Annotated in this window: 18 protein-coding genes and 1 pseudogene; 11 read left to right on the top strand and 8 right to left on the bottom strand. The window is 72.2% G+C overall.

Annotated elements, in window-relative coordinates; all coding sequences use genetic code 11:
- The coding region (locus ACGFMM_RS28510; RefSeq protein ID WP_393649333.1) for a LacI family DNA-binding transcriptional regulator at nt 1–206 on the bottom strand (206 nt) is incomplete at its 3' end.
- Between the two features lie 496 nt (nt 207–702).
- On the opposite strand from ACGFMM_RS28510, the gene hisC reads away from it, so the two are divergent.
- On the top strand, nt 703–1,806 hold the full coding sequence (gene hisC, locus ACGFMM_RS28515; protein ID WP_393649334.1) for a histidinol-phosphate transaminase: 1,104 nt from the start codon (nt 703–705) through the stop codon (nt 1,804–1,806).
- A 10-nt stretch (nt 1,807–1,816) separates the two neighbouring features.
- Here the strand turns inward: hisC and ACGFMM_RS28520 are convergent, their stop codons facing one another.
- Nucleotides 1,817–2,197, bottom strand: a complete 381-nt coding sequence (locus ACGFMM_RS28520; RefSeq protein WP_393649335.1) for a cyclophilin-like fold protein — start codon at nt 2,195–2,197, stop codon at nt 1,817–1,819.
- Nucleotides 2,198–2,399: 202 nt separating this feature from the next.
- Between ACGFMM_RS28520 and ACGFMM_RS28525 the strand changes: the two genes are divergently transcribed.
- The 5 genes and pseudogenes from ACGFMM_RS28525 to ACGFMM_RS28545 form a co-directional block, all read left to right on the top strand.
- Nucleotides 2,400–3,908, top strand: a complete 1,509-nt coding sequence (locus ACGFMM_RS28525) for a cytochrome ubiquinol oxidase subunit I (RefSeq protein ID WP_393649336.1) — start codon at nt 2,400–2,402, stop codon at nt 3,906–3,908.
- Nucleotides 3,909–3,926: 18 nt separating this feature from the next.
- Nucleotides 3,927–4,922: a cytochrome d ubiquinol oxidase subunit II gene (cydB, locus tag ACGFMM_RS28530; protein ID WP_393649337.1), complete on the top strand. Its 996-nt coding sequence runs from the start codon at nt 3,927–3,929 to the stop codon at nt 4,920–4,922.
- Nucleotides 4,923–4,965: 43 nt separating this feature from the next.
- Nucleotides 4,966–8,604, top strand: a complete 3,639-nt coding sequence (cydD, locus tag ACGFMM_RS28535) for a thiol reductant ABC exporter subunit CydD (protein WP_393649338.1) — start codon at nt 4,966–4,968, stop codon at nt 8,602–8,604.
- A gap of 124 nt (nt 8,605–8,728) precedes the next feature.
- Complete coding sequence (locus tag ACGFMM_RS28540; RefSeq protein WP_393649339.1) at nt 8,729–10,435, top strand: GAF domain-containing sensor histidine kinase; 1,707 nt, start codon at nt 8,729–8,731, stop codon at nt 10,433–10,435.
- A gap of 151 nt (nt 10,436–10,586) precedes the next feature.
- Nucleotides 10,587–11,630: pseudogene (locus ACGFMM_RS28545) on the top strand (M23 family metallopeptidase); the annotation flags it as partial.
- 250 nt (nt 11,631–11,880) lie between these two features.
- Here the strand turns inward: ACGFMM_RS28545 and ACGFMM_RS28550 are convergent.
- The gene (locus ACGFMM_RS28550) at nt 11,881–12,729 is read right to left on the bottom strand and encodes a Cof-type HAD-IIB family hydrolase (RefSeq protein ID WP_393649340.1); all 849 of its coding nucleotides are present in this window, start codon (nt 12,727–12,729) and stop codon (nt 11,881–11,883) included.
- Nucleotides 12,730–12,923: 194 nt separating this feature from the next.
- On the opposite strand from ACGFMM_RS28550, the gene ACGFMM_RS28555 reads away from it, so the two are divergent.
- On the top strand, nt 12,924–13,832 hold the full coding sequence (locus ACGFMM_RS28555; RefSeq protein WP_393649341.1) for an LLM class flavin-dependent oxidoreductase: 909 nt from the start codon (nt 12,924–12,926) through the stop codon (nt 13,830–13,832).
- Here ACGFMM_RS28555 and ACGFMM_RS28560 read toward each other — a convergent pair.
- The 5 genes from ACGFMM_RS28560 to ACGFMM_RS28580 form a co-directional block, all read right to left on the bottom strand.
- Complete coding sequence (locus ACGFMM_RS28560) at nt 13,813–14,265, bottom strand: hypothetical protein (RefSeq protein WP_393649342.1); 453 nt, start codon at nt 14,263–14,265, stop codon at nt 13,813–13,815. The two genes, ACGFMM_RS28555 and ACGFMM_RS28560, sit on opposite strands and share 20 nt — an antisense overlap.
- 70 nt (nt 14,266–14,335) lie before the next feature.
- Nucleotides 14,336–14,878: an RNA 2'-phosphotransferase gene (locus ACGFMM_RS28565; protein ID WP_393649463.1), complete on the bottom strand. Its 543-nt coding sequence runs from the start codon at nt 14,876–14,878 to the stop codon at nt 14,336–14,338.
- A 157-nt stretch (nt 14,879–15,035) separates the two neighbouring features.
- Entirely contained in the window at nt 15,036–15,929 is an 894-nt protein-coding gene (locus ACGFMM_RS28570; RefSeq protein ID WP_393649464.1) for a MerR family transcriptional regulator, read from the bottom strand.
- Nucleotides 15,930–16,173: 244 nt separating this feature from the next.
- The gene (locus tag ACGFMM_RS28575) at nt 16,174–17,952 is read right to left on the bottom strand and encodes an SDR family oxidoreductase (protein WP_393649343.1); all 1,779 of its coding nucleotides are present in this window, start codon (nt 17,950–17,952) and stop codon (nt 16,174–16,176) included.
- Entirely contained in the window at nt 17,952–18,812 is an 861-nt protein-coding gene (locus ACGFMM_RS28580) for a M24 family metallopeptidase (RefSeq protein WP_393649344.1), read from the bottom strand. The genes ACGFMM_RS28575 and ACGFMM_RS28580 overlap by 1 nt, the downstream gene beginning before the upstream one ends.
- A gap of 262 nt (nt 18,813–19,074) precedes the next feature.
- Here ACGFMM_RS28580 and ACGFMM_RS28585 point away from each other — a divergent pair, with 262 nt between their 5' ends.
- Genes ACGFMM_RS28585 through ACGFMM_RS28600 form a run of 4 tightly spaced genes read left to right on the top strand, consistent with a single transcriptional unit; the run spans nt 19,075 to nt 22,576 of the window.
- Nucleotides 19,075–20,043, top strand: coding sequence for an ABC transporter ATP-binding protein (locus tag ACGFMM_RS28585; RefSeq protein ID WP_393649465.1), 969 nt, complete (start codon nt 19,075–19,077; stop codon nt 20,041–20,043).
- Nucleotides 20,040–20,930 (top strand): ABC transporter permease, encoded by an 891-nt coding sequence (locus tag ACGFMM_RS28590; RefSeq protein WP_393649345.1) that lies wholly within the window; start codon nt 20,040–20,042, stop codon nt 20,928–20,930. Before ACGFMM_RS28585 ends, ACGFMM_RS28590 begins: the two co-directional genes overlap by 4 nt.
- The gene (locus tag ACGFMM_RS28595; RefSeq protein ID WP_393649346.1) at nt 20,927–21,838 is read left to right on the top strand and encodes an ABC transporter ATP-binding protein; all 912 of its coding nucleotides are present in this window, start codon (nt 20,927–20,929) and stop codon (nt 21,836–21,838) included. The genes ACGFMM_RS28590 and ACGFMM_RS28595 overlap by 4 nt, the downstream gene beginning before the upstream one ends.
- A gap of 18 nt (nt 21,839–21,856) precedes the next feature.
- Nucleotides 21,857–22,576 carry an ABC transporter permease gene (locus ACGFMM_RS28600; protein ID WP_393649347.1) on the top strand — a complete coding sequence of 240 codons (720 nt, stop codon included), beginning with the start codon at nt 21,857–21,859 and terminating at the stop codon, nt 22,574–22,576.
- Nucleotides 22,577–22,742 lie beyond the last annotated feature (166 nt).

The following is a 22,742-nucleotide window of genomic DNA, read 5'->3' on the forward strand; positions in this document are numbered from 1 at the left end:
GCGGATGGGCGGTAGCCCAGTCGGTCGGCGACTTCGCGGACGTGGCGGCGGGTGGCGTCCGGGAGCCGGCCCTTGCCGTTGAGCGCGTCGGAGACAGTCGTGATGGAGACCCCGGCGGCGGCGGCCACGTCCCGGATGCCTGCCCGGCCCTGCCGGCTTCCCCGGGTCTGTGCCCGGCTCACCTGGTGCTTCCCTGCTGCTGTCATGGCGAGCCGATAGTAGGGCGAGGCGAGTGGGTTGGGCCGGTCGCATATGCAAGCATTGACAGGCACGTTTCTGCATGGCCGGAAGCCGGTAACACCCGTTAAAACCAAGGGCGTTCGGGGTTTCGCCATGGGAGCTGTGGTTGTCATCCTGCATGTGCCTGGTAAGGGGCGCAGGTCTCGAAGAGGTCTCAACTCACCTCTACGGGCGATGCGCGCCAGGGCGCTCGCCACCGGCGCACGCCACCTTGACGCGCGCTCCCCCGGGTTTTTCGGAGGTGCGCGGGCGCCCTCGGTGAGGCTCCGCGGCGGCCGGTCCGGGGGCCTTGCCGCGGTCGGTCCGGAGGCTTCGACGCGGTCGGTCCGGAGGCCTCGCCGCGGTCGGTCCGGGGGCTTCGCCAAGGCCGCTCCGAGGTTCCCCCTCGGTCGCCCCTCCTCACCGGAGGCGAATCCTCATAAGGTGAGGAGTATTGGGTACGGACGGTCGAGGAGGACCACAGTGAGCGAGACCAGCCCCAGCGGAGCGAACGCGGGCGGGCCCCGGCTGCGCGCCGAGCTGGACACCATCCCCACCTACAAGCCGGGCAAGCCGGCCGCCGCGGGTGGCCCGGTCGCCTTCAAGCTGTCCTCCAACGAGAACCCGTACCCGCCGCTGCCGGGCGTGATGGAGAGCGCCGTCGCCGCGGCCGGGAGCTTCAACCGCTACCCCGACATGGCCTGCACGGGCCTGATGAACGAGCTCGCCGACCGCTTCGGCGTCCCCGTCTCGCACCTCGCCACCGGCACCGGCTCCGTCGGCGTGGCCCAGTCGCTGCTGCAGTCCACCTCCGGCCCCGGCGACGAGGTGATCTACGCCTGGCGCTCCTTCGAGGCGTACCCGATCATCACCCAGATCAGCGGCGCGACCTCGGTGCAGGTCCCGCTGACGGACGGCGATGTGCACGACCTCGACGCGATGGCCGAGGCGATCACCGACCGCACCCGGCTGATCTTCGTCTGCAACCCCAACAACCCCACCGGCACCGCCGTGCGGCGGGCGGAGCTGGAGCGCTTCCTGGACCGGGTGCCCTCCGACGTCCTGGTCGTGCTCGACGAGGCGTACCGGGAGTTCGTCCGGGACGCCGACATCCCGGACGGCGTCGAGATCTACCGCGACCGGCCGAACGTGGCCGTGCTGCGCACCTTCTCCAAGGCGTACGGCCTGGCCGGCCTGCGGGTGGGCTTCGCGATCGCCCACGAGCCGGTGGCCGCCGCGCTGCGCAAGACGGCGGTGCCGTTCGGCGTCAGCCAGCTGGCGCAGGACGCGGCGGTGGCCTCCCTGCGCGCCGAGGACGAGCTGCTCGGCCGGGTGGGCTCGCTGGTGACGGAGCGGGCGCGGGTCCACTCGGGGCTCGTGGCCCAGGGCTGGACCGTGCCGGACACCCAGGCGAACTTCGTCTGGCTGCGGCTCGGCGAGCGGACTGTGGACTTCGCGGCGGAGTGCGAGCGGCACGGCGTGGTGGTGCGGCCGTTCGCGGGCGAGGGCGTGCGCGTCACCATCGGCGAGGAGGAGGCGAACGACCTGTTCCTCAAGGTGGCGGAGGGTTTCCGCAAGGAGCGCTGAGGGCGGCTGGTCAGCCCCTGACGAGTTCGACGCGGATCGGGTCGCCGTCCCGCACGGTGGCCAGGATCCGCGGGTCGTCGTCCAGTGCGCCGAGTACGTTGCAGGGACTGGCGAGCCGGCACTCCTCGCCGCGCGATATCGGTGTCGGGCCGTAGGGGAGGGCGAGCGCGTCGCCCTCCGTCCAGAACGCGACGGTGCCGGGTTCGACGACCTGGCGCGCCCCGGACTCGAGCGGGGCGGAGACCGGAGTGTCGAAGTAGACCTCCTCGCCCCAGGTGCGGGCGGTGGAGACGATCGGGAGAGCCCCCACGAGCGCTGCGCTCGTGGGGGTTTCGTCGATGGTGGCCGTGGTGTGGCCGGCGGGCCAGGAGATTCTGATCTGAAGGGTCATGGCCCGGATTCAACAATATGTTGAAGATCTTGGGAAGGGGCGGCCTTCGGTAGGGGGACCCCGGCTGAAGGTACGGATTTCGTATGAGCCATAATGCTTGTGAATGTGAACGCGTTCACAAGCGTGTCTCTTTCTTCCCGTAATGGGTGGGATCAAAGGGGCAAACTGCCGTCTGACCACGCCGACGTAAGGAGAGGACGACGTGGACCTCGCTCTGGCGCCAGAGACTTTGGCGCGTTGGCAGTTCGGCATCACGACCGTCTACCACTTCCTGTTCGTTCCCCTGACGATCTCGCTGGCGGCCCTCACGGCCGGCATCCAGACCGCATGGGTCCGCACGGGCAAGGAGAAGTACCTCAGGGCGACCAAGTTCTGGGGCAAGCTCTTCCTGATCAACATCGCCATGGGCGTCGTCACGGGCATCGTGCAGGAGTTCCAGTTCGGCATGAACTGGTCCGACTACTCCCGCTTCGTCGGCGACATCTTCGGCGCCCCGCTCGCCTTCGAGGCGCTGATCGCGTTCTTCTTCGAGTCCACCTTCATCGGCCTGTGGATCTTCGGCTGGGACAAGCTGCCGAAGAAGATCCACCTCGCCTGCATGTGGATGGTCTCCATCGGCACGATCCTCTCCGCCTACTTCATCCTCGCGGCGAACTCCTGGATGCAGCACCCCGTCGGGTACCGCATCAACGAGGCGCGGGGCCGGGCCGAGCTCACCGACTTCTGGCTGGTGCTCACCCAGAACACCGCGCTCAACCAGTTCGCCCACACCATGACCGCGGCGTTCCTCGTCGGCGGCGCCTTCATGGTCGGCATCTCCGCCTTCCACCTCGCCCGCAAGAAGCACGTGCCGGTCATGCGCTCCTCGCTGCGGATCGGCCTGGTCACGCTGGTCATCGCCGGCCTCGGCACCGCCCTCAGCGGCGACATGCTCGGCAAGGTCATGTTCCAGCAGCAGCCGATGAAGATGGCCGCAGCCGAGGCGCTCTGGGACGGCGAGGCCCCGGCCCCCTTCTCCATCTTCGCCGTCGGCGACGTGGACAAGGGCCACAACGTGGTCGCGATAGAGGTGCCGGGCCTGCTGTCCTTCCTGGCCTACGACGACTTCGAGTCGTACGTGCCCGGCATCAACGACGTGAACAAGGCCGAGCAGGAGAAGTACGGTCCCGGCGACTACCGGCCCAACATCCCGGTCGCGTACTGGGGCTTCCGCTGGATGATCGGTTTCGGCATGGCCTCGCTCGCCCTCGGCGTCCTGGGGCTGTGGCTGACCCGGAAGAAGTTCATGCTGCCGCAGGCACTGCGGACCGGCGAGGACGAGGTGCCGCATCTCGTGCTCTTCAGGAAGCCGCTCGGCGCGCGGTTCACCCGCTGGTACTGGGTGCTCGCGCTGTGGACCATGCTCTTCCCGCTGATCGCCAACTCCTGGGGCTGGATCTTCACCGAGATGGGCCGTCAGCCGTGGGTCGTCTACGGCGTGCTGCGCACCCAGGCCGCGGTCTCCCCCGGCGTCTCCCAGGCCGAGGTGCTCACCTCGATGATCGTCTTCACCACGCTCTACGCGATCCTCGCCGTGGTCGAGGTCCGGCTGATGGTGAAGTACGTCAAGGCCGGTCCCCCGGAGCTCACCGAGGACGACCTCAACCCGCCCACCACCATCGGCGGCCACGACAAGCGCGACCCCGACCGGCCCATGGCCTTCTCGTACTGAGGCAGAGGAGAGAGAGTCATGGAACTCCACGACGTCTGGTTCGTCCTGATCGCCGTCCTGTGGACCGGCTACTTCTTCCTGGAGGGCTTCGACTTCGGAGTCGGCGTCCTCACCAAGCTGCTCGCCCGCGGCCGTCCCGAGAAGCGGGTTCTGATCAACACCATCGGACCCGTCTGGGACGGCAACGAGGTGTGGCTGCTGTCGGCCGGCGGAGCGACCTTCGCCGCGTTCCCCGAGTGGTACGCGACGCTGTTCTCCGGCTTCTACCTGCCGCTGCTGCTGATCCTGGTCTGTCTGATCGTGCGCGGCGTCGCCTTCGAGTACCGCGCCAAGCGGCCCGAGGAGAACTGGCAGCGGAACTGGGAGGAGGCCATCTTCTGGACCTCGCTGCTCCCGGCCTTCCTGTGGGGCGTCGCCTTCGGCAACATCGTGCGCGGCGTGAAGATCGACGCCGAGTTCGAGTACGTCGGCGGCCTCTGGGACCTGCTCAACCCGTACGCCCTGCTGGGCGGCCTGGTCACCCTCTCCCTCTTCACCTTCCACGGCGCGGTGTTCGCCTCGCTCAAGACGGTCGGGGACATAAGGGTGCGGGCGCGGGCCCTGGCGCTGAAGCTGGGCCTGGTGACGGCCGTGGTCGCGGTGGTCTTCCTGCTGTGGACCCAGCTCGACAAGGGCGACGGCTGGAGCCTGGGGGCGATGGCGGTGGCCGTGGTCGCGCTGCTCGGCGCGATCGGGGCGATCAAGGCCGGGCGCGAGGGCTGGTCGTTCGCGCTCTCGGGTATCACGATCGTCGCCGCGGTTGCGATGCTGTTCCTGACGCTCTTCCCGAACGTCATGCCGTCCAGCCTCAACCCGGACTGGAGCCTGACGGTCACCAACGCCTCGTCGAGCCCGTACACGCTGAAGATCATGACGTGGTGCGCGGTGATCGCGACCCCGCTGGTGCTCCTCTACCAGTCCTGGACGTACTGGGTGTTCCGCAAGCGGATCGGCACCCAGCACATCGCCCACTGAACATCGCCCACTCAGCATCGCCCACCAGCGAGGGATGTTTCACGTGAAACCGATCGACCCGCGTCTGCTCCGCTACGCCAAGGCCACCCGCTTCTTCCTGGCGGCTGTGGTGGCTCTCGGCCTGGTCGGGGCGGCGCTGGTCGTCGCCCAGGCGATGCTGATCGCCGAGGTCGTGGTGGGGGCCTTCCAGAAGGGCCTGTCGGTTTCCTCCCTCACCGAGCCGCTGCTGCTGCTCGCGGGCGTGGCGGTGGGCCGGGCGCTGGTCTCGTGGCTGACCGAGCTCGCCGCCCACCGCGCCAGCGCGGCGGTCAAGTCCGAGCTCCGGGGGCGGCTCCTTGAGCGGGCGGCGGCGCTCGGGCCGGGCTGGCTCAGCGGCCAGCGGGCCGGTTCGCTGGTGGCCCTGGCGACCCGTGGAGTGGACGCCCTCGACGACTACTTCGCGCGCTACCTCCCGCAGCTCGGCCTTGCCGTCGTGGTGCCGGTGGCCGTGCTCGCGCGGATCGTCACCGAGGACTGGGTGTCGGCGGCGATCATCGTGATCACCCTGCCGCTGATCCCGGTCTTCATGGTGCTCATCGGCTGGGCCACGCAGGCCCGGATGGACCGGCAGTGGAAGCTGCTCTCCCGGCTGTCCGGCCACTTCCTCGACGTCGTCGCCGGACTGCCCACGCTCAAGGTGTTCGGACGGGCCAAGGCCCAAGCCGAGTCGATCCGCGCGATCACCTCCGAGTACCGGCAGGCCACGCTGCGAACGCTGCGGATCGCCTTCCTCTCCTCCTTCGCGCTCGAACTGCTCTCCACGCTGTCGGTGGCGCTGGTCGCCGTCACCATCGGCATGCGCCTGGTCCACGGCGGCCTCGACCTGTACACCGGGCTCGTCATCCTGGTCCTCGCGCCCGAGGCGTACCTGCCGATCCGCCAGGTCGGCGCGCAGTACCACGCGGCGGCGGAGGGGCTCGCGGCCGCGGAGGAGATCTTCGCGGTCCTGGAGTCCCCGGTCCGTACGGGCGGCCGCGAGGCTGTCGGCGCCGGTGTTCCGCGGATCGAGCTGACCGACGTCACGGTGCGGCACGAGGGGCGGGCGGAGCCCTCCCTCGACGCGGCCTCCCTGGTCCTCGAACCCGGGGAGACGGTGGCCCTGGTCGGGCCGAGCGGGGCCGGCAAGTCCACGCTGCTCGACGTCCTGCTGGGCTTCACGGCCCCGGAACCGGACGGCGGTTCGGTGCGCGTCGGCGGCGCCGACCTCGGGTCGCTGGACCTGGCGGCCTGGCGCGAGCGGATCGCATGGGTGCCGCAGCGACCGCACTTCTTCGCCGGGACGATCGCCGAGAACGTCCGCCTCGCCCGCCCGGACGCCGACGACGCCGCGGTGGACCGGGCCCTGCGGGACGCGGGGGCCGGGGAGTTCGTCGCCGGGCTGCCGGCCGGTCAGGAGACCGTGCTCGGCGAGGACGGCGCGGGTCTCTCCGCGGGCCAGCGTCAACGGCTCGCCCTGGCACGGGCGTTCCTCGCCGACCGTCCGCTGCTGCTCCTGGACGAGCCGACGGCCGCCCTGGACGGCGCGACGGAGGAGTCCGTCGTCGACTCGGTCCGCCGCCTGGCCCAGGGCCGTACGGTCCTGCTCGTCGTACACCGCCCGGCGCTGCTCGCGGTCGCCGACCGGGTGGTCGAGCTGCGCGGAACGTGGGCCGCCGACGCGGCCGCGCCGGCCGCCGCCCGGACCGGGAACCAGACCGGAGTGGAGACGGCCTGGACGGGCGTACTGCCGTCCGGCGCGGGAGCGGATGCGCGTACAGGCGTGGGGGCGGATGCGGGTACGGCTGTGGGAGCCGGTGCGCGTGCGGGCGGCCGGGAGCCGGCGGGGGACGCCGAGCCCTCGCCGTCGACCGCCGGCCCCGAGGTCACCGAGCTTTCCTCCGCCGCCGGTTCGCGGCTGTCCCCGCTCGCCCGTGTGCGCCGCATGGGCGGGGAGCTGCGGGGCCGGCTGAGCCTCGCCCTGCTGCTCGGGACGCTCGCACTCGGCTCCGCCGTGGGCCTCATGGCGGTGTCCGGCTGGCTCATCTCGCGCGCCTCCGAGCAGCCTCCCGTGCTGTACCTGATGGTCGCCGTCACCGCGACGCGCGCGTTCGGCATCGGCCGGGCCGTGTTCCGGTACGCCGAGCGGCTCGTCTCGCACGATGCCGTCCTGCGGATGCTCGCCGAGCTCCGGGTCTCCGTCTACCGCCGCCTGGAGCGCATCGCCCCCGCCGGACTGCGCCGCACCCGGCACGGCGACCTGTTGTCCCGGCTCGTCCAGGACGTCGACGCGCTCCAGGACTACTGGCTGCGCTGGCTGCTCCCGGCCGGGGCCGCGCTGCTGGTCGGCGCGGGTTCCGTCGGGTTCACCGCGTGGCTGCTGCCCGAGGCCGGGGCCGTGCTCGCGGCCGGCCTGCTGGTCGCCGGCGTCGCCGTACCGCTCCTCGGCGTGACGCTCTCCCGTCGCGCCGAGAACCGGCTCGCCCCCGCCCGCGGGGTGCTCGCGACGGCCGTCGCGGACCTGTTGCGCGGCTGCGCCGAGCTGACCGTCGCCGGTGCGCTGCGCGACCGGCTCGACCGGGCCGCCCGCGCGGACCGCACCCTCACCTCCATCGCCTCCCGCCAGGCCGCCGCCACCGCGCTGAGCGCCGGCCTCACCGCGCTCGCCTGCGGTCTGACCGTCGCGGCGGCCGCCGTCGTCGGCGTCCAGGGCGTACGGGAGGGCCGGCTCGACGGCGTCGCGCTCGCGGCCCTCGTGCTCACCCCGCTCGCCGCCTTCGAGGCGGTGAACGGGCTGCCGCTCGCCGTCCAGTACCGGCAGCGGGTCAAGCGCAGTGCGGAGCGGGTGCACGAGGTCCTCGACGCACCGGTCCCGGTGCACGAGCCGGAGCACCCGGCCGCCGCGCCGGACAGCCCGTTCCCGCTGGTCCTCGACGGGCTGAGTGCGCGGTACGCCGGGCAGGACCGGGACGCCCTCGCCGACTTCACGCTCACCCTGGAGGCCGGCCGCCGGGTCGCCGTCGTCGGCGCGTCCGGCTCCGGAAAGACCACCCTCGCCCAGACGCTGCTGCGGTTCCTGGACGTCCGGGCCGGCGCGTACCGGCTCGGCGGGACCGCCGCGGACGCCCTCGACGGCGACGACGTCCGACGCCTCGTCGGCCTGTGCGCCCAGGACGCCCACACCTTCGACAGCTCGCTGAGGGAGAACCTGCGGCTCGCCCGCCCCGGCGCCGGCGACGACGAACTGCGGGCCGCGCTCGACCGGGCCCGGCTGCTCGACTGGGTCGACGGGCTGCCCGACGGACTCGACACCCTCGTCGGCGAGCACGGCGCCCGGCTCTCCGGCGGCCAGCGCCAGCGGCTCGCGCTCGCCCGCGCGCTGCTCGCGGACTTCCCCGTCCTCGTCCTCGACGAGCCCGCCGAACACCTCGACCTGGCCACGGCGGACGCGCTCACCGACGACCTGCTCCAGGTCACCGAGGGCCGGACGACCGTCCTCATCACCCACCGGCTGCGCGGCCTCGACGCCGTCGACGAGGTCGTGGTCCTGGACGAGGGCCGAACCGTGCAGCGCGGCACGTACGCGGAGCTGGCCGCCGCCGAGGGACCGCTGCGGACGATGCTGGAGCGCGAGCGGGCGACCGAACTGCTCACCCGCCGCGGCTGACGGCGCGCGAGTGGCTGACGGCGCGCGCGGGTCCCTCGCACGGCCGGCGGCGCGCGGTTACCCCACCCGGGGCGCGCCGTCACTCCGGCTTTTCTCGCCAAAACGGACTTACTACTCTCGGGGCATGACCGTGCCCGACGCTCCGGACCCGCTCGAAGCCGCCACCCAGGCCACCCGCAGTCTCCAGGGCCTGTCCACCGAGCTGACGGCACGCGTCCCGCACCTGCTGGAGGCCATGCGGTCCGTCGGCACCGGTCTGGAGCTGCACTCCACCCTGGACCGCATCTGCGAGACGGCCGCCGAGCTCGCCGACGCCCGCTACGCGGCGATCGGCGTGGTCGACGAGGAGGGCGAGGGGCTCTCCGACTTCGTCACGCACGGCGTCCCGGACGAGACCGCCCGGCTCATCGGCCGCCGTCCCGACGGGCACGCCGGTCTGCTCGGCGCGCTGATCCGGGAGCCGCAGACGATCCGACTCGACGATCTGACCGCCGACCCGCGCTCCGCCGGATTCCCTCCCGGCCACCCGCCGATGCGGAGCTTCCTCGGCGTCCCCATCCGCGTCCAGGGCGAGATCTTCGGCAATCTCTACCTCGCAGAGAAGCAGGGCGGCGGCGCGTTCAGCGAAGACGACGTGCACATGGTCCGCGTGCTCGCCACCGAGGCGGGCATCGCCATCGGCAACGCCCGTCTCTACGAGGCCGCCCGGCAGCGCGAACGGTGGATCGACGGCTCGGTCGCCGTCACCACCGCGCTGCTCTCCGGCGGCGACGCCGACGACGCCCTCACCGTCGTCGCCGAGCAGGCCCGCCGGCTCGCCGACGCGGCCGCGGGCATCGTGCTGCTGCCCGCCGAGGACGGCGGACTGGAGATCGTCGCCGTCTCCGCCGACCAGCCCGCCAAGGTGCTCGGCATCGTGATCCCACCGGAGAGCCCGGTCGTGGAGCGGCTGCTCGCGGGCGAGCCGGTGTTCGTCACCGACGCCTCCGCCGACGCGCGCGTACTCAGCAGGGTCGCCGCCGAGTACGGGCCGAGCATGCTGCTGCCGCTGCAGAGCGGTGGGCGGGTCCTCGGCGCGCTCGCCACGCCCCGGGCCCGCGGCGCCCGCCGGTTCACGGAGGCCGAGCGCACCCTCGCCACCCACTTCGCCTCGCAGGCGGCGCTGGCGCTGATGATGGCCGAGGCGCAGCGCGACCGGGAGCGGCTCGCCGTCTACGAGGACCGCGACCGTATCGCCCGCGACCTCCACGACCTGGTGATCCAGCGGCTGTTCGCCACCGGGATGATGCTGGAGAGCGCCCAGCGCAAATCGGTCGTGCCGGCCGTGCGGGAGGGTGTCGGCAAGGCGGTCGACGAACTCGACGTCACCATCCAGGAGATCCGCACCGCGATCTTCGCCCTCCAGCAGGGCCCGGCCGAGGCCCCGTCGGGGCTGCGCACCCGCGTGCTGCGGGAGATCAACATGGCCGCGGTGCCGCTGGGTTTCAAGCCCGCGCACCGGTTCCTCGGCCCGGTCGACGCGACGGTCGGCGAGCTGACCGGCAAGAACCTCGTCGCCGCCCTGCGGGAGGCGCTCTCCAACGCGTTCCGGCACGCGGAGGCCACCCGGATCGAGGTCGTCGTGGACGCCAAGGCCAGGCTCGAGGACGGGACGCCGGGGGTACGGCTGTCGGTCGCGGACGACGGCGTGGGCATCCCCGAGGGCGGCCGGCGCAGCGGACTGCGGAACCTGGCCCGGCGCGCGGAGTCCCTCGGCGGCGCGAGCTGGTGCGAGCCGGGCATCGGCGAGGACGGCGGCGGGACGAGTGTGGTGTGGCAGGCGCCGCTGTAGGCGATATGGGGCCGGGTGACTCCTTCACCGGTGACCCGGTGACTCGGTGGCGGGGTGCCGCGGTCCGATCGTCGGATGTTCGTAGGCCGTCCGGCCGTACGACGCCCGTGTGCTGCCGCGATCCGGGCCGCCGCGGGGTGACGATCCGACCATGCGCAACTCATACGACCGGTGGCCCCGCCCTGTGCCGCTGCTCGTCGCGCTGCTCGCGCTGTGCCTGATGGGGGCTCGTCCGGCCGTCGCCTCCGACGGTCCGAGCCTCGGTCCCGAGGTGGCCCGGCTGTACCAGGAGACCGCGCGCGCGGTCGCCTCGTACGAGCGCGGCCGGCGGGCCGCCGAGGTCCAGCGGGTCAAGGCCACGGCCCTGGAGCAGCGGCTGACCGGGCACCGCCGTGAGCTCGCCGTGCTGCACGAGCAGGTGGGCGGCGTCGCCCGCGCGCAGTATCGCGAGGGCGGCTCGCTCACCCGCACCGCCCGGCTGCTGCTCTCGAAGAACCCCGATCAGCTGATGCGCGGTCAGCAGCTCGCCGCCCAGGCTGAGGCGGCCGTGAGCCGGCTGCTCGACGGCTCCCGTCGGGCGGAGGCCCGGCTCGCGGCGGCGGAGGGCGCGGCCCGCGGCGCCCGGCACGAGCTCGAGCTGCGGGTGGCCCGGCTCGACCGGATCAAGCGGGGCATCGAGACCCGGCTCGAAGAGGCGGCGTGGAGCCTCCAGGCGGAGGCGAACCGCAGCGTCGCCGCGGGCAGTTGCCGGGGCGCGGTGCGGATCGAGCAGCCCGGCGGCCCGCCGTCCGGCGTCCGCTGGGTCGCGCCGGTGGAGGCGTACGCGCTCTCCGCGGGCTTCGACAGCGCGGGCGATCGCTGGGCGCGCCGGCACACCGGCCAGGACTTCGCCGTGCCCATCGGCACGCCCGTGCGGGCGGTCGGCGCGGGCCGGGTGGTCCGGGTGTCCTGCGGCGGGGGCTTCGGGATCGAGGTGGTCGTCGGCCACGACGGCGGCTGGTACTCGCAGTACGCGCACCTGGCGTCGGCGGCCGTGGAGGCGGGCGAACGGGTGCGGCCGGGGCAGTGGATCGGACAGTCCGGGACGACCGGCAACTCCACCGGCCCCCACCTGCACTTCGAGACGCGGCTGACGCCCCAGCTGGGCTCGGGCGTGGACCCGGCCCGCTGGCTGGCCGAGCGAGGGGTGCGGCTGCGGGCCGTCGTCCTGCCGGGCTCGGCGTCGGGCGCCGGAGGCCCGCCGCTGCCGGACGCCGCAGGTCAGGACGGGCTCGTCCCAGCGCCGGTACCGAAACCGGCTCCGGCTCTGTCTCCCGTGCCGGCCGCGCCCGCTCCGGCTCCAGGTCCGGGAGGCGTGCCCGCTCCTGGTTTCGCGCCCGCTCCCGTCCCGGTGCCGGACGCGCCGTCGGCCCTCGCGCCGGACCCGGGCGCCGTGCCGGACCCGGTCAGAGGCCGGCCAGGATCTCCTCGATGACGACGGCGACGCCGTCCTCGTTGTTGGCGACCGTCCGGCCGGAGGCGGCGGCGACCACCTCGGGGTGCGCGTTGCCCATGGCGTACGAGCGGCCCGCCCAGGTCAGCATCTCGATGTCGTTGGGCATGTCGCCGAAGGCGACGACCTCCTCGGCCGTGATGCCGCGCTCGGCGCAGCAGTGCGCGAGCGTGGACGCCTTGGAGACGCCGAGTCCGCTGACCTCGAGCAGGGCGGTCGGGCTGGACCGGGTGAACGACGCCCGGTCGCCGGCCGCTGCGCGGGCCAGTGCCAGGAAAGCGTCGGGGTCGAGCTCGGGGTGCTGGGCGAGCAGCTTCAGCACGGGGGCCGCCGCGTCCGGGGCCTCCTCGTAGAGCAGCTTCTCGGCGGTGGCGACCGTCGCGCCGGGGTCGAGGAAGAACGGCGGGTACAGCGGCTCGTAGTGGATGCCGGTGGTCAGCTCGACCGCGAAGGAGGTGCCGGGCGCGGCCTCGCGCAGCCGGTGGACGACGTCGAGGGCGGTCGGCCGTGCCAGCGGACGCACCTCAAGAAACGTTCCTCCGGAGTGGAGGTCGACCACGGCGGCGCCGTTGGCGCAGATCGCGAGGCCATGGCCGTGCACATGCTCGCTGACGACGTCCATCCAGCGGGCCGGGCGACCGGTGACGAAGAAGACCTCGATCCCGGCGGCCTCGGCGGCGGCGAGTGCGGCGATGGTCCGGGGCGAGACGGACTTGTCGTCGCGGAGCAGCGTGCCGTCGAGGTCGGTGGCGATGAGTCTCGGAGTCGGCGCCGCGTCGCGCCCGGGGAGGGGTGAGGTCACTCGTCCATTCTCACGCACCGGATGCACGTGCGTGCAGTTGCCCGCACATTTGAGAGGCGCACTTGGCGGCGGCCGGGAGGGACGCGGGGGGACACGGGGGGACACGGGGCGCAGGGGGCGCACACGCCCCACCGGCCCCCATGGGGCCGGTGCTCCGGTGCCGAGTGTCGGCGCCGCCGCGTACTGTCGGGGGTATGCGTCTGAGCACCGTGATCCTCCCGACCCGCCGCTGGCACGAGGGCGGCCGCGACCAGTGGCTGCGTGCCGAGCAGCTCGGTTTCCACGCCGCGTACACCTACGACCACCTGTCCTGGCGCACCTTCCGGGACGGACCCTGGTTCGGCGCCGTGCCGACGCTGACCGCCGCGGCCGGCGCCACGGAACGGATCCGGCTGGGCACGATGGTGACCTCGCCCAACTTCCGGCACCCGGTCACCCTCGCCAAGGAGCTGATCACGCTGGACGACGTGTCCGGGGGCCGGATCACCCTGGGCATAGGCGCGGGCGGTATCGGCTTCGACGCGACGGCCCTGGGCCAGGAGCCGTGGACGCCGCGGGAGCGGGCGGACCGGTTCGGCGAGTTCGTGGCGCTGCTCGACCGGCTGCTCAGCGAGGACGTCGTCTCGTACCGGGGCACGTTCTACTCGGCGGACGAGGTGCGCAACATCCCCGGCTGCGTGCAGCGGCCGCGGCTGCCGTTCGCGGTGGCGGCGACCGGGCCGCGCGGTCTGAGACTGGCGGCGCGGCACGGCCAGGCGTGGGTGACGACGGGCGACCCGAAGCTCTTCGAGGAGGGCACGCCGGAGCAGTCGTACGAGGCGATCCGCGGCCAGGTCGAGAAGCTCGGCGCGGCCTGCGCCGAGGCCGGCCGGGACGTGGCCGGGATGGACAAGATCCTGCTCACGGGCTTCACCCCGGACCGTCCGCTGGAGTCCTTCGACGCCTTCGTGGACTTCGCCGGGCGCCACTTCGAGCTGGGCTTCGACGAGATCGTGATCCACATGCCGATCGCGGACTCGGTGTTCGAGGCCGACGAGGCGGTCTACGAGAAGATCGCCGCGGAGGGCCTGGCCCAGCTGGGCGTCAGCGCACCCGGGAACTGAGCCACGGGGTGAGGGTGTCGGCGAGCACGAGTTCCTTGTAGGTCTCGTCGCCGGGCACCGGCACCACCAGCCACCAGCCCGCGGGCCAGAACCGGCCCTTCACATGGGCGAGGCCCGCGTAGACGGAGCGCAGGAAGGCAGGGACGGAGTCGCGCGGCACGTCCGCGAACTCCACCCCGTCCACGGTGATCCGGGCGTCGTCCTCGGGGTAGAGCTGGACGCTCACCGCGGGGGAGCCGCCCAGCTCGACGAAGGCCTCGTGCGGCAGTGAGCCGTCCGGGTCGAGCACGGCGAAGGCGCCGGCGGAGGTGCGGCGTGAGGTCCGGTCCGCGCCGATGTCGTCGGTGACCGTCAGCTCGCGGTTCTCGGACCGGGCGATCTCGCGGATCGCGGTCACGGCCGACTCGGTCGTGGGCAGATGCGGATGTGCCATCCGTCGATCATGCCTCAGCCCGGGGGCGTACGGGCACGGGTGCGCGTACGCCTGGGAATCAGCCTGGGAATCAGTCGGGGAAGCGGATGTACCGGGGCGGGACGGCGTCGGTCAGCCAGACGCCGTTGGCGCTGAGGTGGAAGACATGGCCGTCGCGGTGCATGGCGCCCGCGTCCACGCTGAGCACCACGGGCCGGCCGCGGCGCGCGCCGACGCGGGTCGCGGTCTCCCGGTCCACCGACAGGTGCACGTGGTGGCGGGCCATCGGGCGCAGCCCCTCGGCGCGGATCGCGTCGAGGAAGCGGGCGACCGTGCCGTGGTAGAGGTACGCGGGCGGCTCCGCCTCCGGCAGGTCCAGGTCGATCTCCACGGTGTGGCCCTGGCTCGCCCGGATCCGGGTCCCCTCGATCGCGAACCGCTTCTTGTCGTTGGCGGCGACCACATGGTCCAGCTCGGCGCGGGTGATCGGGAAGCCGTGCGCGGCGGCCGCGCGCAGCAGTGCGTCGATCTCCGTCCAGCCCTGCGCGTCGAGGGCCAGCCCGATCCGCTCCGGCTGGTGTCGCAGATGCTTCGACAGGTACTTCGACACCTTCACGGTGCGGCGCTCGTCCATGGGTCGCTCGTCCATCGGGTCAGGATGCCCGATGTCTGAGAAGCTCCACCATCGATTTCGGGCGAGGAGGTTTGATCCACAGCGAACTGGAGTTATCCACAAGGGAATTGGCGACTCTGTGGACAACTGGCCAGCTAATTAAACTGTTTTGGTCAAATCAGTTCTGCTTCGGGTGACTTGCCGTGAGTGCGTCCAATGTCCGGGCCTGCACCTCGCGTTCGGCCGCCGCCGTGACGAACGCCGAGACGTTCCCCTGGCCAACAAGCCTTTCCACGGCCCGGATCGTCTCCGGCGGCAGGGACACCTGACACGGTTCCTCGCCCTTCAGCAGCAGCTCGTTCGCCGTCAGATGGTGCTGGAGATGCCGGTGCGCGAACAGCCGCATGGCACGCGCCAGTTCCGCGTCCACGGTCTGCTGCGCCAGCGGCCGCAGCCGTCGCACCATCGTCGCCGCGGCGGTCGCGTCCGCGTCCGTCGGCGGCCGGTGCTCCAGATAGCGCGCGAAGACGTGCTCCGTGGTGAACTCCAGGAAACGGGACGCTATGTGCTCGACGTGCCCACGAAGTTCCCTCAGATGACCCGTGATTGCGGACAGCGGAACCCCAGCCGCGTACAACTCGGCGGCCACCGCCAGCTCTTGCGGACTGGGGACCAGGAACTCCTCGTCCCGGTCCTGGACCGGCACCAGCACGCCCAGCTCTATCGCGTCCCGGATCGCGTCCTCGTCGGGCTTCCCGCCGAAGCGGGCGTCCAGCTCGGCGCGCGAGATCCGGTCCGCCTCCTCGTCCGTCCACGGCCCGTCGACCTCGGCGACCAGGCCGAGCACTCCGCGGAGCCCCCGGCCGGTGTCCCAGGCCTCCAGGAGTTCCTTGATCGAGGCCAGGGTGTAGCCGCGGTCCAGCAGGTCCGCGATCTGCCGCAGCCGGGACAGATGCGCGTCCCCGTACACGTTGGACCGGCCCCGGCGCTCCGGCCGCGGCAGCAGTCCGCGGTCCTGGTAGGCACGGATCGTCCGGACCGTGGCGCCGCTGTGGTGCGCCAGATCCTCGATCCGGTACTCGGCCGCCCGGTACTCGCTCCCCCGGTACTCCGCCGCCGGCTCCGGCCGCTCCGACCCGGCCCGCTCCGACCCGGCCCGCTCCGACCCCGGCCGCTCCGACCCGGACCGCTCCGGCTCCGCCCGCTCCGATCCCGCCCGCTCAGCCACCACTCGCTCCTCCAGCCCTGTCTGCCGAAGGATGCCACGGCCGGTCCCGGAGCCCGGGCCCGGCCGTCGCCCTCCGCGGACCCCGCGGCTACGCCGGCGGTTGCACCCGGGCCAGCGCGCGCAGCGCCCGCGGCGTGAACCGGGACATGAAGCGCAGCCCGTGCGCCTCCGGCGTGACCGGCACGACCGCCTCGTTGCGCAGCACCGACCGCAGGATCGCGTCCGCGACCTTCTCCGGCGGATAGTTGCGCAGCCCGTACAGCCGCGAGGCGTGCTTCCGGCGACGCGACTGCTCCTCCTCGCCCGCCCCGGCGAACCGGGCCGTCGCCGTGATGTTGGTGTTGACGATGCCCGGGCATATCGCGGTGACGCCGATGCCCTGCCCGGCCAGCTCCGCACGCAGGCACTCGCTCAGCATCAGCACCGCCGCCTTCGACGTGCTGTACGCGGGCAGCGCCCGGGATGGCTGGAACGCCGCCGCCGACGCGGTGTTGACGATGTGGCCGCCCTGTCCGCGCGCGGCCATCTGCGCCCCGAACACCTTGCAGCCGTGGATGACGCCCCACAGATTGACGTCGAGGACCTTCTTCCACTCCTCGCTGGTGGTCTCGAGGAAGGAACCGCTCAGCCCGATCCCGGCATTGTTGACCAGGACGTCCACCACGCCGTACTCGTCGGCGACCTTCGCGGCCAGCTTCTCCATCGCCTGCTCGTCGGAGACGTCGACGGTCTCGCCCCAGGCCTCCGGGGCGCCGATCAGCCGGGCCATCTCCGCCGTGCGGGCCGCGCCCTCCGAGTCCCGGTCCACCGCGACCACCCGCGCCCCGGCCTCGGCGAAGGCGAACGCCGTCGCCCGGCCAATGCCGCTGGTCGCTCCGGTCACCAGCACCAGCTGGCCGCCGAACCGCTCCGCGTACGCCGGGTCCGCCTCGCTCTTCGCCGCCGTCCGCGGCGCCTTGGCCTGCGGGCCCTCGTGCGTGTCGACGAAGTCGGCGATCCACGCGGACAGCTGGTCGGGCCTGGTGCGCGGCACCCAGTGCTTGGCGGTCAGGGTGCGCCGCGTCAGCTCGGGCACCCAGGTGCCCAGGTCGTCGTAGAGCCGCTCCGACAGGAAGGAGTCGCCGAGCGGCGTGATCAGCTGGACCGGGGCGTGCGCGTACGGGTCGGGGCGCGGCCGCAGCAGCCGGGACCGCACGTTGTCCCGGTACAGCCAGGCGCCGTGCGCCGCGTCCGAGGGCAGCGAGGACGTCGGGTAGTCCCCGGCCGGGACCTTCTCCAACCGCTCCAGGATCTTCGGCCACTGCCTGCCCAGCGGCCCGCGCCAGGCCAGCTCCGGCAGCGCCGGCGTGTGCAGCATGTACACGTACCAGGACTTCGCGCCCTGTCCGAGCAACTGGCCCACGCGGCGCGGGGTCGGCCGGCTCATCCGCTGCTTGATCCAGTGCCCGAAGTGGTCCAGGCAGGGGCCGGACATCGAGGTGAACGAGGCGATCCGGCCCTCGGCGCGGGCGACCGTCACGAACTCCCAGGACTGCACCGAGCCCCAGTCGTGCCCGACCAGGTGGACCGGCCGGTCAGGGCTGACCGCGTCGGCGACCGCGAGGAAGTCGTCTGTCAGCTTCTCCAGCGTGAAGCCGCCGCGCAGCGGCGTCGGCGCCGTCGACCGGCCGTGGCCGCGCACGTCGTACAGCACCACGTGGTAGCGGTCGGCGAGCCGGGTCGCGACCTCCGTCCAGACCTCCTTGGAGTCCGGATAGCCGTGCACGAGCAGGACCGTCGGCCGGCTCTCGTCGCCGAGCTCGGCGACGCACAGCTCGATCCCGCCCGTGCGGACCCAGCGCTCCCGCGCCCCCTTCAGCCCCGTCATCACGCCGCCTTCCCTTCCGCTTCGGTCTCGGCCCAGCGCCGCACGTGCGGCAGGTCGTCGTCCAGCCAGAACGCGCTCTCCTCCGGATCCGCGGAGTCCGTGACGACCAGGATCTCCTCGAACTTCGCGCCCGTGCCGCGGAATCCGAGGTGCGGCTCGACGGCCCAAAGCCCCGGCCGCGGCTGGTGGTCGGAGAACTTGTACGGCGACCACAGCGGCGACCAGCCGTCCCGGTGGCCGTGGATCGCGTCGCTCGCCAGCCCCTTCAGAGACTGCGTGCCGAAGCCGAACAGCGTCGGCGCCCAGCGCCGCTCCTTCACCCGGTCGATCTTGTGGGCGATCACGCCGAAGGGATAGGCGCGGTGCCGGTTGGCGTAGCCCTGGCGGACCATGAGCCGGTCCACGTCCTCGTATATCTCCCGCAGCGTGCGGCGCTCTCGCACCTCGCGCAGGATCAGCTCGCGGTGCGCCTTCAGATCGGCGAGCAGCTTGTCGTGCATCGGGTTCAGACCCAGGCAGCCGGAGTAGCCGATGTCCGCCGTGTATCCCCGGTAGACGGGCGCCATGTCGAGGATGAACGGCATCCCCGCCTCCAGCCGCCGGTTGGTGGGGAAGAACTGCAGCGGGATCTTGAAGTCGACGAAGGCGGTGCGGTCGCCGAACCAGGCGAAGGGCCGGTGGAACCAGTCCTTCACCCCGCGCGCGTACAGCCACTCCCGCTGCATGCGCGCGGCCTCGCGCTCGGTCACGCCCGGCTTCAGCTGGGCCGCGACGGCCTCCGCGCACTCGTAGGAGAGCCGCTGGACCTCCCTGAACCCGCGCAGCTCCGCGGCCAGTTCGCCCCTCGTTGCTGTAGTCATGCCACCCGCCGTCCCGTCCGTCCCGCCGTGTGCGCTACGTGCGCGTAACTTGACACTGATGAATGTGACAATGCCTGGCGTCTGCGTCAAGGGGTGTGTACAAGGCCTGTGGACGACGCCCCGAACGTCGTCGCGGCCCGGACGGCCGTGGTGACTTTCGTCGTCGCTCCCCTACGGGCATGTACGACTGGAGTCGGACACGGATCGAGCCGTTGGGCTGACGACTGCTGTGGCGCACACCACTACGGTCGAATACGTGACTGTGATCGCCACCGAAAGCCTCAGCAAGCGGTTCCCCCGGGTGACCGCTCTCGACCGGCTCTCCCTGGACATCGGGCCCGGTGTGACCGGACTGGTGGGTGCCAACGGAGCCGGCAAGTCCACGATGATCAAGATTCTTCTTGGTCTGTCCCCGGCCACGGAGGGCCGCGCCGAAGTCCTCGGACTCGACGTCGCCACCCACGGCGCCGCCATCCGCGAGCGGGTCGGCTACATGCCGGAGCACGACTGCCTCCCGCCGGACGTGTCGGCGACCGAGCTGGTCGTCCACATGGCCCGGATGTCCGGCCTGCCCGCCACCGCCGCGCGCGAGCGGACCGCCGACACCCTGCGCCACGTCGGCCTGTACGAGGAGCGCTACCGCCCCATCGGCGGCTACTCGACGGGCATGAAGCAGCGCGTGAAGCTGGCCCAGGCCCTCGTCCACGACCCCAAGCTGGTCCTCCTCGACGAGCCGACCAACGGCCTGGACCCGGTCGGCCGGGACGAGATGCTCGGCCTGATCCGCCGGGTCTGGACCGACTTCGGCATCTCGGTCCTCGTCACCTCGCACCTCCTCGGCGAACTGGAGCGCACCTGCGACCACGTCGTCGTCATCGACGGCGGCCGGCTGCTCCGCTCCAGCTCCACCAGCGACTTCACCCGGACCACCACCACCCTCGCGGTCGAGGTCACCGACTCCGACACCCACCCCGACGGCACCGCCGCGCTGCGCGCCGCGCTCTCCGCCTCCGGCGTCGTCCTCCACGAGGGCATGGAGGAGGGCCTGCCGGGCGCCGGCCACATCCTCCTCCTGGAGGCCACCGGCGACGAGACGTACGACCTGGTCAGGGACACCGTGGCCGGACTCGGCCTCGGCCTGGTGCGGATGGAGCAGCGTCGCCACCACATCGCCGAGGTGTTCCGCCCCCAGGCTTCCGAGCAGCAGCAGGAGGAGGTGCCGGCGCGATGAGCTCCCAGGCCCCCGAGACCACACAGATCCACAACATCGGCTACCGCACGTACGACGGGCCCCGGCTCGGCCGCGGATACGCCCGCCGGGCGCTGTTCTCGCAGTCGCTGCGCGGCGCGTACGGCCTGGGCCGCAGCGCCAAGTCCAAGGTGCTGCCGATGCTCCTGTTCGGCGTGATGTGCATCCCGGCGCTGATCATCGTCGCCGTCGCGGTCGTCACCAAGGCACCCAAGCTGGCCATCGAGTACACCCAGTACGCGCTGTACCTCCAGGTCGTCATCGGCATCTACGTGGCCGCCCAGGCCCCGCAGTCCGTCTCCCGCGACCTTCGGTTCCGCACCGTGCCGCTGTACTTCTCGCGGCCCATCGAGCGGACCGACTACGTGCTCGCCAAGTACGGCGCGATGGCGGCGGCGCTGTTCATCCTCACCGCCGTGCCGCTGGTGATCCTCTACGTCGGCGCGCTCCTCGCGAAGCTGGACTTCGCCGACCAGACCGCGCTGTTCGGACAGGGGCTGGTCTCCGTGGCGCTGCTCTCGCTGCTCTTCGGCGGCATCGGCCTGGTCATGGCGGCGCTCACCCCGCGCCGCGGCTTCGGCGTCGCCGCGGTGATCGCGGTGCTGACGATCTCCTACGGCGCGGTCACCACGCTGCAGGGCATCGCCTACGCCACCGACAACCCCGACCCCATCGCCTGGATGGGCCTGTTCTCGCCCCTCACCCTCATCAGCGGCGTCCAGACCGCGTTCCTCGGTGCTCCGCCCGCCTTCCCGGGCGAGGTGTCCGTCGGCGCCGGAGCCGGAGCGGTCTACGTGGTCGCCGTCCTCGCGCTGATCGTCGGCTCGTACGCCGTGCTGATGCGCCGCTACCGAAAGGTCGGGCTGTGACGACCCTCAACATCGACCACGCCTCGCGCTGGTTCGGCAACGTGGTGGCCGTCAACGACGTCACCATGACCATCGGCCCCGGCGTCACCGGCCTGCTCGGCCCCAACGGCGCGGGCAAGTCCACCCTGATCAACATGATGGGCGGCTTCCTCGACCCGTCCACCGGCAGCGTCACCCTCGACGGCCGGCCGATCTGGCGCAACGAGTCCGTCTACAAGGAGATCGGCGTCGTCCCCGAGCGGGAGGCGATGTACGACTTCCTCACCGGCCGCGAATTCGTCGTCGCCAACGCCGAGTTGCACGGTTTGGGCAAGGCGGAGGCACAGAAGGCGCTGGCCACCGTCGAGATGGAGTACGCCCAGGACCGGAAGATCTCCACGTACAGCAAGGGCATGCGGCAGCGCGTCAAGATGGCCTCGGCCCTCGTGCACGAGCCGTCGGTGCTGCTGCTCGACGAGCCGTTCAACGGCATGGACCCGCGCCAGCGCATGCAGCTCATGGAGCTGCTGCGGCGGATGGGCGCGGAGGGCCGTACGGTCCTGTTCTCCTCGCACATCCTGGAGGAGGTCGAGCAACTCGCCTCGCACATCGAGGTGATCGTGGCCGGCCGGCACGCCGCCTCCGGCGACTTCCGCCGGATCCGCCGCCTGATGACGGACCGCCCGCACCGCTACCTCGTCCGCTCCTCCGACGACCGGGCGCTGGCCGCCGCGCTGATCGCCGACCCGTCAACCGCGGGCATCGAGGTAGACGTCGCCGAGGGGGCGCTGCGCATCCAGGCCGTGGACTTCGGGCGGTTCACCGAACTGCTGCCGCAGGTCGCCCGCGCCCACGGGATCCGGCTGCTGACGGTCTCGCCGTCCGACGAGTCCCTCGAATCGGTCTTCTCGTACCTCGTCGCGGCCTGAAAGGAGCCCTGAACCCGCATGTACGACCCCACAGTCGCCCGGCTCACCTACCGGGCCCTCCTCGGCCGCCGGCGCGCGCTCGTCCTGTTCGCGCTGCCCGTCCTGCTCATCGTGATCGCCGTGGCCGTCCGTCTCTTCACCGGAGCGGACGACCAGGTCGCCGCCAACGTTCTCGGCGGCTTCGCGCTCGCCACCATGGTGCCGCTGATCGGCGTCATCGCCGGCACCGGCGCGATCGGCCCGGAGATCGACGACGGCTCGATCGTCTACCTGCTGTCCAAGCCGGTGAAGCGGCCGACGATCATCCTCACCAAGCTGACCGTCGCCATCGCCGTGACCATGGCCTTCTCGGCCATCCCCACGTTCATCGCCGGAATGATCCTCAACGGCAACGGGCAGCAGGTGGCGGTCGCGTACACCGTGGCCGCGCTTGTCGCCTCGATCGCCTACAGCGCGATGTTCCTGCTGCTCGGCACCATCAGTCGGCACGCGGTGGTCATCGGCCTGGTCTACGCCCTGATCTGGGAGGCCCTGTTCGGCTCGCTGATCGCCGGCGCCCGCACCCTGAGCGTCCAGCAGTGGGCGCTGGCCCTGGCCGAGAAGGTCAGCGGCGAGGGTCTGATCACCTCCGACGTCGGCCTGCCGGTCGCCGCCGCCCTGCTGGCCGGCGTCACCGTCGCCGCCACCTGGTACGCGGGCCAGAAGCTGCGCACCCTCACCCTCGCCGGCGAGGAGTAGCCGGCCGCGCCGCGCACAGGGGCCGGACTCCCGGCCGCGCGGGACCGGACCCCGGAGGTTCCGGTCCCGCGCGGGTGATCGGCCCCACGTACGCCGCCCGGGCCGCCCTGCGCGGCTCGGGATTACTGTGGGCTGGTACGCGGAGACGAACACACCATTCGGGAGT

The organism is Streptomyces sp. NPDC048604 (assembly GCF_043199435.1).
Taxonomy (GTDB): domain Bacteria; phylum Actinomycetota; class Actinomycetes; order Streptomycetales; family Streptomycetaceae; genus Streptomyces.